The following is a 14,599-nucleotide window of genomic DNA, read 5'->3' on the forward strand; positions in this document are numbered from 1 at the left end:
CGGCTTCACCGGGGTCCGCAGCATCGTGAACAAACTGGATGTGCTGAAGCCTTATGACTACGTGAAGTATCAGCACGAGATCTATAACTATAACACGGATGAAGATACCAGGAACGCCTTTACGCAGCGCTACGGCTTATACGAGGACATGGATATCTACCGGAACATGCCTTTCACCGACTGGCAGGAAGAGGTGTTCGGGCGGGATGCCAGCAGCCAGACGCATGTACTGGGGGTAACGGGAGGCACTGAGAAAACCTCCTTTAACTTCAACCTGAACCACACCGATGAGGAGGGCATCATGCTTAACTCCGGTTTTCAGCGTACGCTGGCCTCTTTTAAGTTTGACCACAAAGCCACTGACAAATTACGCGTTGGCCTGAACACCCGCTATAGCCGCCAGCGTGTGGATGGCGTCGGCACTTCCAATACCGGCTCGCAGGGCAACAACAGGTTGCGGAACGCGGTGCGCTTCCGTCCGTTCGTGGCGCCGGGTATGGAGAGCACCGCGGATGAGTTCGACCCGGAGTTCTCTAACCTGACCAACCTGGTAAGCCCTGTGTTGTTGGCCAACCAGGAACTGCGCGAAGACTATCGGACGGATGTGCTAGTGAATGGCTGGTTCAGCTACGAACTGATCAAGAACCTGACATACAAGACCGTGTTCGGTATCACAAACTCTAACCGCGACCGCTATAACTTCAGCGGGCCGTATACCAGCCTTGCCCGGCAAAATGCGGGCATGCCTGTGACAGACATCAGAGCGGGCGAATCGCTGGCGCTTACCAACTCCAACACCTTGAACTACCGGCTGGATTTCGGTAAACATCACCGCGTCGATGCATTATTGGGGCACGAGATTTGGCAGCGCAACGACAAGTCGAGCACGGTTGTGACGAAGTACCTGCCTGTGGACATTACAGCGCAGCAGGCCTGGTCGGGTATCGACAAGGCGACGCCTCCTTCCGGGTTGATCCAGGACGCGCCCCGCACATTTGAGGAAGAGCAGCGCCTGCTTTCGTTCTTTGGCCGTGCCTCCTACAGCTTCAACGATAAGTACCGTGCCGTCGTAAACCTGCGCCGCGATGCCTCCTCTTTGTTTTCGCCCGAGAACCGGGTGGGTTACTTCCCGTCTGCTTCCCTAGCCTGGCACATCGCCAGCGAAGACTTTATGCGCGGCTCACAAGACTGGCTCTCGGACCTGAAGCTGCGGGCAAGTGTAGGCGAAGTGGGTAACAACCGCATCGGCGTAGACCTTTGGAAGACGATGTTCACCAACTCCGCGGATTATGGCTATGCGTTTTCAGAGTCCATCACACCGGGCTTTGTGTCCTCCAGCCTTTCCAACTCCAACCTGACTTGGGAGACCACGGTTTCTCGCAACCTGGGGCTTGATTTCTCGCTCTTAAACAACCGGATCAGCGGATCGGTGGACGTGTACAAAAACTCCACCCGCGACTTGTTGCTGCTAGCCCGCATCCCACAAACGAGCGGCTATTCAGACCAGTTGCAGAACATCGGCAAGACCGAGAACAAAGGAATAGAGCTACAGCTAAATGGAGTGGTCATCGATAACCAGGATTTTAGCTGGAGCGCCAACTTCAACATCGCCTTCAACCGCAACAAGATTGTAAGCCTGGGGGTGGACTCTGACGGAAACCCGCTGCAGTCATACCTGGTGGAGTCGGGGTGGGTGAATAACCTGCAGGACTTTCTGGTGGAGGTAGGGCAGCCTATCGGCCAGTACTACGGTTACGTGACAGATGGATTCTACACCGTGGATGACTTCAATACCACCTTCAACGAGGCCTCTAACACTTGGAGCTATACCCTGAAAGAGGGTATCCCGAATACGAAGGACGTGGCCCTGGGCAACAGGGACCCGCAGCCTGGCGACCTTAAACTCAAGAAGCTGTCAGCTGGCGAGGGAGACATGATCAGCCCCGCCGACAGAACTGTGCTAGGCAATGCCCAGCCGAAGTTCATTGGCGGCTTTAACCAGCAGTTTACCTACAAAGGCTTCGATCTGAGCGTGTACATGAACTTCTCTTATGGCAACAAAGTGTACAATGCCAACAAGATTGAGTTCACCACTCAGTACCTGTACCGCGACAACAACATGCTGTCGCTGATGGAGGACCGGTGGAGAAGGTTCGACGGCAATGGGCAATTGGTGACAAACCCAGAGCAACTGGCCGCCCTAAACCAGGACGCCGCTTACTGGGCGCCGCCGCTGGGCCAGTACTTCCTCCACTCATTCGCGATTGAAGACGGCTCTTTTCTGCGCCTAAGCAACGTAACGCTGGGCTATACCCTGCCGCAGCGCCTGATCGAGAAAACCAAGGTGTTCTCTAGCTTCCGGGTATACGCTACAGTAAACAACCTTTATACCTTCACCAATTACTCTGGTTACGACCCTGAGGCCAACACCAGAAGAAGCAACCCACTGACGCCGGGCGTAGACTATGCCGCCTATCCGCGCAGCCGCTATGTATTGGGTGGTGTAAATGTTACATTTTAATTGATTAAGGTGATGAAGATGAATAAGAACTATATAAAAGCATTGTTTTTACCATTGGCGCTAAGCAGCATGGTGGCCTTGTCGTCGTGTGAGGATTACCTGGACGTGGAAAACCCGTCCACCATCTCACAGGAGGGCGTCTTTACAAGTGTGGGGTATGCCAATTCGGCTGTAACAGGCATTTACAACAGCCTGATGGGCGACAACGCCTACGGTAGCCGTATCTCTACGCTATACCCGAATGCTGCCGATGATTTCAGGATTGGCGGTACCTACAACCCGCTCGACCGCCGCGGCATCAGTGGGTTTGGCGTCAGCCCAGACAATACCGAGCTCAACCGGCCATTCCTGCAACTGTACGAAGGCATCGAACGGGCCAACATCGCCATCAAATACATCCCGGCCTCTGACCTGTACAACAGTGGCACCCCCGCTGAGCAATTGGCCATGCGCAAACTGCACGGTGAGGCGCTTACCCTGCGGGCCCTATTTTACCATGAGCTGATCCGCAACTGGGGAGATGTGCCGGCACCGTTTATACCCTCTGCAGACCAGGAGGATCTGTACCTGGCCAAAACAGACCAGGACGTGATTTACGACCGCTTGCTGGCTGATTTGGCGGAAGCATCGGAACTGGTGCCTTGGAAGTCGGAGTCTGGCGACCCGAGCACCCGCATCACGAAATCGGCTGTGAAAGGCCTGCGTGCACGCATTGCCCTGACACGCGGAGGATATGCGCTGCGCCGGGATAGCCGCAAGGTAGAGCGCAGAGCCAACTACCAGGAGTTTTACGCCATCGCGCTAAAGGAAACCCGCGACATCATACAGAGTGGCCGCCATAGCCTGCACCCAGACTACGAGCAGGTGTTCCGCGACCTGCACACAGGTGTGAGCGGCGGTGGCACCAATGAAATGATCTTTGAAATAGGCGCCTTCGGCGGAAACTCCAAGACGGATAGCAAGCTAGGCTACAGCAACGGCCTCCGGATCGACAAGAGCTCTACCTTTGGGCAGGCAAACGGGCAGCTGGAAGCTATACCCACCTATTTCTATGCGTTCGATTCGATTGGGGATGTGCGGCGCGATGTTACACTGGCCTTTTTCCAGATCAACAAGGACGACAACAAAGAGCTAACCCGCCTGTCGCTTATGCGCGATGGCAAGTTCCGGAAATACTGGACTAGCATCAACGGCACGGCGCAGAACCTGGGCATTAACTGGCCGGTGCTGCGCTACGCAGATGTGCTGCTGATGTTTGCAGAGGCGGAGAACGAGCTGAACGGCCCGACAGTTGAGGCAATTGCTGCTTACGAGAGTGTAAGACGCAGGGCATTTACTGGCCACGAAGACCGTATGGGCGCCACGCCTACCGACAAAGACGGCTTTTTCAAGGCCTTGGTGCAGGAGCGTTTGCTGGAGTTCGGGGGAGAAGGCATCCGCAAGTATGATTTGATTCGCTGGAACCTGTTGGCTTCCACAATTGCAGAAACCAGAACTGACTTGACAGCCTTGATGAACAGGACAGGCCGCTATGCCAACGTGCCGGCATACGTGTACTCAATGCCTGTTCCGGTGGTAAACACCACCGTGCCGGCCGAGGTAAAGAGTTTCAACTTTTTTGGGGGAGGCGTTGCCAGCGCCATGTATGCGCCTGCGCCTGCCACCACGCCAGCCGGCTATACCCGGGTCAACTGGGCCGCTTCGGTAGACCAGGCCTACCTGGACAGCTTCGCGGTGGCCTTTCAGGAGAACAAGTCTGAGTTGCTGCCCATTTACAGCGGCGTGCTGAACCAGAATTACAACCTCACCCAGGATTACGGCTACTAACAGACATCACTGGATTCACGAACAAAAAAACATTTCGACATGAGAAAAGCGATAAGAAATATATGGAAGATGGCGCCGGTTGTGCTGCTTGGGGCGCTGGCCTTTGCTTGCGAAGAAGACGCTGACAAACTAGACCCGATGCGCATGTTCACGCCTGCCGGTCCTGTGAAAACCGTTAGCGGGGAAACACAAGTGAAGCTGACCTGGAACCCCTCTTTGTATACCAGCAGTAGCAACGGTGTGACGTACACCGTGGAGGTGGCAGCCGACACCCTGTTCCAGACACCCATTGTTGTAGCGGCACAGACAGATACGGCAGGGATTGTTTTCACAGACGACCAATTAGAGGTGAGGCAGAAATACTTTGCCCGGATCAGGGCAAATGCGCTAGGTGAGCGTGAGGGTTCCAAATACTGGGCTGTCAGCTCTGGCTTCACGATCCGGGGCGAGCAGGTGCTTCAGGCGCTCAGCAACAGCGACATCACCGACAAAGCCGTGCTGCTGAAATGGCGCGAGCGCGCTGGCCTTACCAAAATTGTGCTAACCCCTCTGGATGCCACTGGCGCACCGGCTGGCGCAGTTCTTGAGACCTTGCTGGCAGAGGAGGACTTGGCTGCGAGGCAAAAGTTTGTGCGCGGCCTGACGGGGAGCACCACTTACCGCGTGGAGATTTTCCGGGGTACGCGTGTGGCCGGTTACCTCACCTTCACAACCAACGCGCCTACCATCGGAAACATCATCGACCTGACAAGCTTTAACAACCGCCAGTCGGTGTTGGAGGATACCCTGCTGCAAGTGGAGTCGGGGAGCATCATCATCCTGAAAAAGGGCATGACCTACACCATATCCAACACGGTAGCACTAGACAGGTCCATAACCATCATGAGCGAGAACACCTTGGACCCGGCCAGGGCCACGATATTCTTCACCAGCAACTTCAACATCGCCGAAGGCAGCGCCGTGGACTCTGTTGTGTTCAAAGATGTGACGATGCGGGGAAGTGATTACGGCGGGTCATACGTCTTCAACATCGACAAAGCCTCTACCGTCGGAAAGATAAAGTTTGAGTCCAGCCACGCCGAGATTTTCCGCGGAATTGCACGCATCAAGACCAGCGGTGCGACAGTGAGTAATTTTGTTGTTTCAAACAGCGTGATCGACAGCGTAGCCAACTACGGCGTGCTAACAGTGGACAATTCCGGCGCCAAGGTCAATAACATCGTTTTCCGCAACAGCACCTTTTACAAGATCGAGCGCCCGATTACGAGCAAAAGCAGCGCAAGCACCATCCTCATCGAGAACTCCACCTTTAACGAGACACCGGAAGCGGGCCGCTACCTAGTGGATTACAGTTCGAATGAAGTGACGGGTGGCGTTTCGTTCCGCAACAACATTGTGGGCAGCGGCAAGAAGATCGGGGAAGACAGCGGCGTGAAAGGCATACGGGTAGGCGGTTCTACATTGGTGCAGTCGAGCAGCAGCTATGTCACCTCCGACTATGTGGCCACAGGCAACGAGATCCCGAACCTGACAGTATACGGCGGCACTTCTGCAGACCTTTTCCAGAACCCGAAAAAAGGGGATTTCAGGATTAAAGACGCTGGCTTCGCCGGCAAGGGCAGCGCCGGAGACCCACGCTGGAGATAACTAGGATTAATGATAGCGACCGGGTGCTGCACACAGCGTCCGGTCGCTTCTTTTTACCGTTAAAATGGCTTGAATGATGTTCCGATACCGTGTTCTACTCGTAAGCGCAGCGCTTTTCTTCAATCTGGCAGGTTGCAAAGACACGCAGGGCGAGCCTGCTCCGGAAGTGGCGCCGCCGGTGGAAGAAGGCCCTGGCCCCGTGAACGAGGCAGCATTTGCTTTCCCGGGGGCGGAGGGCTTTGGCAGAGATGCCACCGGAGGCCGTGGCGGCAAAGTCATTAAAGTAACTAATTTGAACGATGCCGGGGCCGGGAGCCTCAGGGCGGCCCTCGCTACGGCGGGTGCCCGCATGATTGTGTTCGAGGTAGCCGGCACCATCGCGCTGGCTTCTAACCTGAACATCAACCTGGGCGATGTCACGATCGCGGGCCAAACAGCCCCTGGTGGCGGCATTACCCTGAAAAACTACCCCGTCACCGTGAATGCCGACAACGTGATTATCCGTTTCATGCGTTTCCGGATGGGCGATGAGGCCGGGCAGGAGGGAGACGCACTGGGTGGGCGTTTTCACAAAAACATCATCGTGGACCATTGCTCCATGAGCTGGTCGACAGACGAGTGCGTTTCTTTTTACGCCAACGAGCACTTTACCCTGCAATGGAGCATCATTTCAGAAAGCCTCCGCAATGCCACACACGCGAAAGGGGCACACGGGTATGGCGGCATCTGGGGCGGTAAGAACGCCTCTTTCCACCACAACCTGCTGGCCCACCACGACAGCCGCAACCCCCGGCTGGGTGAGGAGGCAGGCAAAGCCTTTGCCCTGACGGATTTGGTGGACCTGCGCAATAACGTGCTCTACAACTGGGGCAACAACAGCACGTACGGCGGCGAAGCCATGAACGTGAACATCGTGAACTGCTACTACAAGCCCGGTCCGGTAACCACCAAGAAAGAGCGCATCCTTTCGATAGACAAAAATAAAGTGAGCGGTACGGAGGTATACGATGTGTGGGGCAAGTTTTATATCAACGGAAACTTTGTGGAAGGCAGTGCCAGGGCCACCAGTGATAACTGGGCGTACGGTGTTTTCAACCAGTTTCATGGGAGCTACGGCACCGTTTCGGAGGCTGACAAGGCCGCAATCAGGCTGACTGCGCCGCACCCCATCCACAACAACGTGACCACCCATACCGCCACGGATGCCTACGAGCGGGTGCTGGCATATGCCGGTGCTTCCTTTGAGCGGGACGCGGTGGATTTGCGGGTGCTGGAGAATGTGCGCCAGGGCAGCTTCACGGCCCCCGGCTCCGGGGGAAGCGTGAAAGGCATCATCGACAGCCAGCAGGACGTGGGTGGCTGGCCGGAACTGGCTTCCACTGCAGCCCCGCTCGATTCGGACAATGATGGCATGCCCGACGAATGGGAAAAGACGCAGAGGCTGGACCCGACGAAAGCCAATGCCAATGGCCGAAACCTGAGCACTGCTTACGATAACATCGAGGTATACCTCAACAGCCTTGTAAAAGACATCACGGAAAACCAGCTGAAATAGAAATAGAGGGTATGGCATTTCGCAAATGAGCACCTGCCGGCAAACCCCCATTGCTCTTGCAATTACCTGACAAAGTAACAGCGTTAGGCTTAGCCGGGGGCGGCACCTATACCATACCATGACAAAACCGAAAGAACACATGCTGAAACCAACTGCGAGATTGAAAACAGGCGCTATGTGCCTCCTCTTGTTGCTGGTGCTCCTGCAAACCGGAAGCCTGGCAGCGCAAAACCTGAAGAAGGAGTTTCCGAGGGCTTTTGCAGTGAAAGTAATTAACCCGCTCGGGCAGCACCGCCAGGACGCGGCGGTTTTGATAACGGGTCAGGAGATCAGAAAACACCATCCCGCTTTTAACCCGCAGGCGTTTGTGGTGCTGGACGGAAAGACTGAGATCCCGAGCCAGTACGTAGCCAACACCGCTCAGAACAACGGCATTGCAGTGGTGCTGGACCAATTGGCACCGCAAGCCACGCGCACCCTCACGATCCGCTACAAGGAGCAGGGCAACGCCAGCCGCAGCTATACCAAGCGCACGCAAGCGGAACTGTCGCATAAAGTAGGCGGCGAGTTTCAGAACCGGAAATACATCGGGGGCACTTTTGCCAACGTGGACTCGCTGCGGGTACCCTCCGAGCACACCGATCATTCCTATTACATCCGCTACGAGGGCCCCGGCTGGGAATCGGACAAGGTGGGCTACCGGTTTTACCTCGACTGGCGCAACGGCACCGACGTATTCGGGAAGAAGACCAAGGACATGGTCTTGCAGCAGGTGGGCCAGGATGGCTTTGACTCTTACCACGAGGAGCAGGACTGGGGGATGGATGTGCTGAAAGTAGGGAAGTCGCTGGGGGTGGGCACGCTGGCCATGTTCCACGACGGACAGGCCAGGCGCGTGGCCGAAACCGACAGCATGATCAGCGTGATTGCCGAGAACGGTGCGCTGTACTCCGCCATCCGCACAACTTATTATGGCTGGAAAATAGCCGGGCAGACACTGGATGTACATTCGCTGCTGAGCATACCTGCCGGCAGCCGGCTAACGCACCATCAGGTAAGCGTAACAGGTGGCTTACCGGAAAACCTGAGCACGGGCCTGATCAAAGACAAACGCGCGAAACTCCATACCAGTCAGGGCTCGGGCGAAGCCTGGGGATATATAGCCACCTACGGCAAGCAAAGCCTGAACGGCGAAGGCGACAACCTGGGGATAGCAGTGCTGTTCCGGGCAAAAGACCTGCTGGAGTTGACTGGCGATGAGCTGAGCCACGTGGTAAAGCTTAAGCCGGCAGCCAACGCCATTGAGTATTACTTTCTGGCCGCCTGGGAACTGGAGCCAGAGGGTATAAAGACGGAAGCGCAGTTCCTGCAGTACCTCGACAAAACGGCCTGGGAACTGGCCAGCCCCGTACAGGTGCGTTTTAACGCTAAGCAGAAACTGTAAGTGAGGGTATGCAGCCCTAAAAACGCAAAAAAATAATTGAATCCAGAAACGCAAGCCCATGAAAACTCCCATTGCCGCCTTTTGCCTGTACCTGCAACTGTTCGCTACGGTGGCCTGCTCACAACAGCCCGGCATTTCTGCCGCATCAGCCCAGGCGGAGCCAGCGAAAGCGCCTGCTGGGCTGGCATTTCCGGGGGCGGAGGGCTTTGGCAAGTACACCACCGGCGGGCGTGGAGGCCAGGTGGTTATCGTCACGAACCTAAACGATGATGGCCCCGGTAGCCTGCGCGACGCAATCCAAAAGCACGGCGCGCGCACCATCGTGTTTGCCGTATCCGGCACCATTGCCCTGGAGTCGCCACTAGACATCAACAACAGTGATGTGACCCTTGCCGGGCAGTCGGCACCGGGCGACGGCATCTGTCTCCGGAACTACCCGGTGAGTATCAAGGCAGACAACGTGATCGTGCGCTACATGCGCTTCCGCTTGGGCGATGCGAAAGGGGTGGAGGCCGATGCCCTGAGCGGCAACAAAGGCCGGAGCAACATCATCATCGACCATTGCTCCATCAGTTGGGCAACCGATGAGAGTGCTTCTTTCTATCGGAACAGGAATTTCACGATGCAGTGGTGCATCATCTCAGAGAGCTTGAACCAGTCGGTGCACGCCAAGGGCGAGCATGGGTATGGCGGCATCTGGGGCGGTGCGGGCGCCTCCTTTCACCACAACCTGATCGCAAACCACATGAGCCGGATGCCCCGTTTCAGCGGGTCAAGTTCCACCAAAAACTCGCCGGAGGAGCTGGTGGACTTTCGGAACAACGTGATTTACAACTGGGGCGGCAACAACGTGTACGGCGGAGAGGCGGGTCGCTACAACCTGGTGAACAACTACTACAAGCCAGGCCCTGCCACTCCCGACTCTAAAAAGGGCAGGTTGCTGGAGCCCTACGCACCTTACGGACAGTTTTACATGGCCGGTAACGTGATGGAGCAGAACCCCGAAGTGACGCAGTATAACGCCTTGGGGGTGAGCACAGAGCACCCTGAGGAAGCCTTGGTAGCCGCACCCTTTCATACAGTGGAGATACAGCAGCAACCGGCAAAAGAGGCTTATGCGCTGGTGTTAGCAAAGGCAGGGGCAAGCTATAGGCGCGATCAAGTGGATGAACGCGTGGTGCAGGAGGTGCGGAAAAACAACCCCAGGCATGGCAAGGGAAATAACGGCATTATCGACTCGCAGGAGGATGTGGGTGGGTGGCCGGAACTGAACTCCGCCCCCGCACCTGAAGACATCGACCAAGACGGGATGCCCGATGCCTGGGAGAAAGCGCACCGGCTTAACCCTGGCAGCGCTGCTGATGCGGCTACCTATACCCTAAGCAGGCACTACACAAACATCGAGGTTTACCTGAACAGCCTTTTGGGCCAGACCGATAAAATATGAGGGGACTGCTTGTCGCGCTTTTCCTGTTTAGCCTGCTCACTGTGCAGGCACAACAAAAATTGCTGGTAGTGGCCCAGGACGGGTCTGGCGACTATACCTCTGTGCAGGCAGCTGTGGATGCGGTCCCGGCGTTTCCGGAGGAGCGTGTTGAGATCCACATCAGGAACGGGGTGTACCGCGAGAAAGTCATTATACCTACCTGGAAGACGAACCTGTCTTTCCGGGGTGAGAGCAAAGACAACACCATCCTGACCTGGGATGACCATGCCGGCAAAGATGACATCAACACCTTCACCTCTTATACCCTACTTGTGCAGGGCGAGGGCTTCAGGGCAGAGAACATGACGATCGAGAATACGGCGGGCAGAGATGCCGGGCAAGCCGTGGCCTTGCATGTAGCCGCCGGCCGCTGTGCCTTTCAGGACTGCCGCATCCTGGGGGATCAAGACACCCTTTACGCCGGCCAGGGCGGTGACCGCCAGTATTTCCTCCGGTGCTACATCGAAGGCACCACCGATTTTATATTCGGGCCAGCCACTGCGGTGTTTGAAGATTGCACCATCCACTGCAAGAAAAACTCCTATATCACGGCTGCCTCCACACCCGAAGCACAGCCTTTTGGGTTTGTCTTTTTGCAGTGCACAGTCACAGCCAGCAGTCAGGCGCAGCAGGTATATTTGGGCCGACCGTGGGGGCCATTTGCGCAAACGATATTCATCCATACCACCCTGGGCCGGCACATCCGGCCCGAAGGTTGGCACAACTGGAGCAAGCTTGCAACCGGGAAAACAGCCTTCTATGCTGAATACAGGTCAAAAGGGCCTGGTGCGGCACCCAAAGCCAGGGTAACATGGGCACGGCAGCTAACGCGGCAAGAAGCGAAGCATTTCACGGCCAGGAACATACTGCCTGGAAAAGATAGCTGGGAGTTTTTAGGTGAGTGAGCAATTAGTATCGTTTTTTTTATTATATTGTGCAATCGATTGCTCAGATTGGAAGATGACTCAGCCCCCCCTCCGCAGCAGCAAGCCCTTAATTAACATCACCGACCAGCATGCGACTTCGGGAAAACACCCGGAAGTAGATTTCAAAAAAGCTTTCAAGAAAGTAAACGAACCTAACTATTTATCTCGATGGAACAATCCATGGCTAAAGCATTACAAAATAGGGGGCGGTACTTGTGCTGTCTGTTGCTCGTGTTGATGACTGCTACGGCAGCCTGGGCACAAGGCACTACCGTAAGCGGAAAAGTAACCGACGAAAAAGGCAGCGGCCTGCCCGGCGTAACGGTGCTGGTGAAGGGAACGAACAACGGGACAGCTACGGGGATGGACGGCACCTATACTCTGCCGGTAAATGCGCCCAATGCCAGACTGGTCTTTTCTTTTATAGGGTATGAGCCGCAGGATATCGCCCTAAACGGGCGCTCCGCTGTGAACGTGTCACTAAAGCCTGACGCCAGGGCGCTGGAAGAAGTGGTGGTGATCGGGTATGGCACCGTGAAAAAATCTGATTTGACCGGCTCTGTGGCTTCCGTGTCAGGCGATGACCTGACTGCCATTCCGGTAACCAACGGTTTAGAGGTGATGCAAGGGAAGGTACCCGGCCTCGACCTGAGCAAATCCAGCGGGCAGGCAGGTGCTGGCCTGAACTTCAATATCCGCGGAAACCGATCCGTAAACGCCAGCAACCAACCGCTGATCCTGGTGGACGGCATCCGGTATGACGGTCCGCTGGACGTGAACCCGAACGACATCTCCTCGATAGAAGTACTGAAGGACGCGACGGCGACAGCCATCTATGGCTCCTTGGGCGCGAACGGCGTTATCCTGATCACGACCAAGAGCGGCGTGGCGGGTAAGCCCAAAGTAACGCTCAACTCCTACTATGGCATCCAGACCCGCAACGGCTATGCCGACATCATGACCGGACCGGAGTGGGTAGCGTTGCGCCGCGAGGCCCGCAGAACCGTGGGAGAGTGGAATGGCCCGGAGGACGATGAGCGCATTCTGCCGCCAGCCCAGTTCGAGAACTTCCAAAACGGCATCTGGACCGAGTGGGCGGATGAACTCCTGGGCACCGGAAGCCAGCAAAATTATCAGGTAGGCGTTTCGGGCGGGGCAGATAAACTCAATTACTATTTCTCCACCGATTATTTTAATGAGCAGGGACTGCTGAAAAACGACCAGCTGAAACGCTACAGTGGCCGCCTGAACATCGGGTATAAGCTGCGGGACAACCTGAAGCTGGGCACCAACCTGATGTACACGTACCGCGACCGCGACATCCGGCGCGACCCTTTGAACCAGGCCAATAAAATGAGTCCGCTGGGTGCCCCTTATGACGCTGACGGCAACCTGGTTACCTTCCCGGTAGGCGATGCTTCCACGCTTAACCCGTTGGTGGATGAACAGCCGGGAGCGTACGAGAACAACGACATCAACAAGCGCTTCTTCGGAAACCTGTCCCTGGACTATCAGCCAGTTGAGAATCTGACGCTTACCTCGCGCTTCGGCATAGACCAGTCCAGCAACCGCAACGGCTTATTCGCCGCCACCAACACCATCGAGACAGGTCCGAACGGCCTTTCCATCGCCCGCGCCGAGTTAGGAAGCTTCTCGCGTTTCACGTGGGAGAATTTCGCGAACTACAACCAGAAGCTGTCCGAGAACCACGAACTCTCTGCCACGCTGGGCTCCAGCATATGGTCGGAGCGCACGGAGTTTTTTGCGGCGCAAGGCCGTAACCTGCTGTCCTCTACGCTCCTGTTTTACAACCTGGGGGCTACCCAAACCGCTTATCAGTTGGAGAGCAGCCTGGTCGAGCGCAGCATGGCATCCTTCTTCGGGCGCATCAACTACAAGCTCCTCAACAAGTACCTGTTCACGTTGGTGATGCGCACAGACGGGTCATCGGTGCTGGCTGAGGGCCAGAAATGGGATTACTTCCCATCGGCATCGGTGGCCTGGCTGCTGAAAGAGGAAAACTTCCTGCGTGACGTGAACGCCCTCTCAGACCTGAAACTGCGGTTAAGCTATGGTGTGTCCGGCAATAGCCAGATACCGGCATACCTGACCCTGGGTGGTTTGGGCCGTTCCACCTACGCCTTCGACCAGGGCGCGGCGGAAACACCGGCCTACGGTTACTACCCTGGTGCCTTGCCTAACCCGAACCTGAGTTGGGAGACGACGGCAACCGCCAACATCGGCCTTGACTTTGGCCTTTTTAACAACAGGGTGGTGGGTACGCTGGATGTGTACCAGCAAAATACCAAAGACCTGCTGCTGGAGCGTAATCTGCCTACCACCACAGGCTATGAACGTGTGATTGACAACGTAGGCGAGACCCGTAACCGCGGTGTGGAGTTGCAGTTGGGTACCGTAAACCTCGACCAGGCAGACGGCATCCGATGGACTTCTGACGTGAGCTTTGCCAGAAACAAGGAGGAAGTGATTAAGCTGGCAGAGGGCGTGGAGCGGGATCTGAGCTTTGGCAGCTACGGCTTGCATGTGGGCCAGCCCCTGAACGTGTTCTACGATTATGAGAAGATCGGTATCTGGCAACTGGGTGAAGAGGACGCTGCGGCGGTCAACCAGCAGAAGCCCGGCGATATACGGGTACAGGATCAAAACGGCGACGGGATCATCACCCCGGAAGACCGTGTTGTGATCGGCAATGCCACCCCTGACTGGACGCTTGGCTTCACAAACAGGGTAGGCTACAAAAACCTGGAGCTTTCCTTTATGATCTATGCCCGTATGGGGCAAACCATCATCAGCGAGGCTGCGGGCTCTTACAAGGTGGACGGCCTGGAGAACGGCCCGTTGGTAGATTACTGGACCCCGGAAAACCCTACCAACGCCTATCCGCGGCCTAACGCAGGAACCAGCCGGGCCAGCACCCGCTACTATTCTACGCTGCAGTATGTGGACGGCTCGTTTGTAAAAATGCGCGACATTACCCTGGCCTACACCTTCCCGGGCACAGTGGCTGAGAAGCTGAAATTGGCACGCCTGCGGGCTTATGTAACTGCCAAGAACTACTTCATCCTGCACAGCAGCATTTCCCCTTACGACCCGGAACGGGGCGGAGCGCTTAGCTTCCCGATGACCAGGCAAATGGTGTTTGGCCTTAACCTGGAGTTTTAGTACAACAATC

The 14,599-nt window shown here is 56.1% G+C and carries 8 protein-coding genes; all 8 read left to right on the forward strand.

The genetic code is table 11. The features are described 5' to 3' along the window. Positions 1-25: 25 nt before the first annotated feature. The 8 genes from ACXYMU_RS15335 (at position 26) to ACXYMU_RS15370 (ending at position 14,589) form a co-directional block, all read left to right on the forward strand. Positions 26-2,521: a SusC/RagA family TonB-linked outer membrane protein gene (locus ACXYMU_RS15335; protein ID WP_458987293.1), complete on the forward strand. Its 2,496-nt coding sequence runs from the start codon at positions 26-28 to the stop codon at positions 2,519-2,521. Between the two features lie 18 nt (positions 2,522-2,539). Then, complete coding sequence (locus tag ACXYMU_RS15340) at positions 2,540-4,348, forward strand: RagB/SusD family nutrient uptake outer membrane protein (protein WP_458987294.1); 1,809 nt, start codon at positions 2,540-2,542, stop codon at positions 4,346-4,348. Between the two features lie 39 nt (positions 4,349-4,387). After that, positions 4,388-5,995, forward strand: coding sequence for a DUF5123 domain-containing protein (locus ACXYMU_RS15345; RefSeq protein ID WP_458987295.1), 1,608 nt, complete (start codon positions 4,388-4,390; stop codon positions 5,993-5,995). Positions 5,996-6,068: 73 nt separating this feature from the next. Beyond that, complete coding sequence (locus tag ACXYMU_RS15350; protein ID WP_458987296.1) at positions 6,069-7,550, forward strand: pectate lyase family protein; 1,482 nt, start codon at positions 6,069-6,071, stop codon at positions 7,548-7,550. A 139-nt stretch (positions 7,551-7,689) separates the two neighbouring features. Continuing rightward, the gene (locus ACXYMU_RS15355) at positions 7,690-8,994 is read left to right on the forward strand and encodes a DUF4861 domain-containing protein (RefSeq protein ID WP_458987297.1); all 1,305 of its coding nucleotides are present in this window, start codon (positions 7,690-7,692) and stop codon (positions 8,992-8,994) included. A gap of 58 nt (positions 8,995-9,052) precedes the next feature. Next, positions 9,053-10,441: a pectate lyase family protein gene (locus ACXYMU_RS15360; protein ID WP_458987298.1), complete on the forward strand. Its 1,389-nt coding sequence runs from the start codon at positions 9,053-9,055 to the stop codon at positions 10,439-10,441. Next, positions 10,438-11,385 carry a pectinesterase family protein gene (locus tag ACXYMU_RS15365; RefSeq protein WP_458987299.1) on the forward strand — a complete coding sequence of 316 codons (948 nt, stop codon included), beginning with the start codon at positions 10,438-10,440 and terminating at the stop codon, positions 11,383-11,385. The genes ACXYMU_RS15360 and ACXYMU_RS15365 overlap by 4 nt, the downstream gene beginning before the upstream one ends. Positions 11,386-11,643: 258 nt before the next feature. Then, positions 11,644-14,589: a SusC/RagA family TonB-linked outer membrane protein gene (locus ACXYMU_RS15370; RefSeq protein WP_458987300.1), complete on the forward strand. Its 2,946-nt coding sequence runs from the start codon at positions 11,644-11,646 to the stop codon at positions 14,587-14,589. Positions 14,590-14,599 lie beyond the last annotated feature (10 nt).

This window comes from Pontibacter sp. CAU 1760 (genome assembly GCF_054482735.1).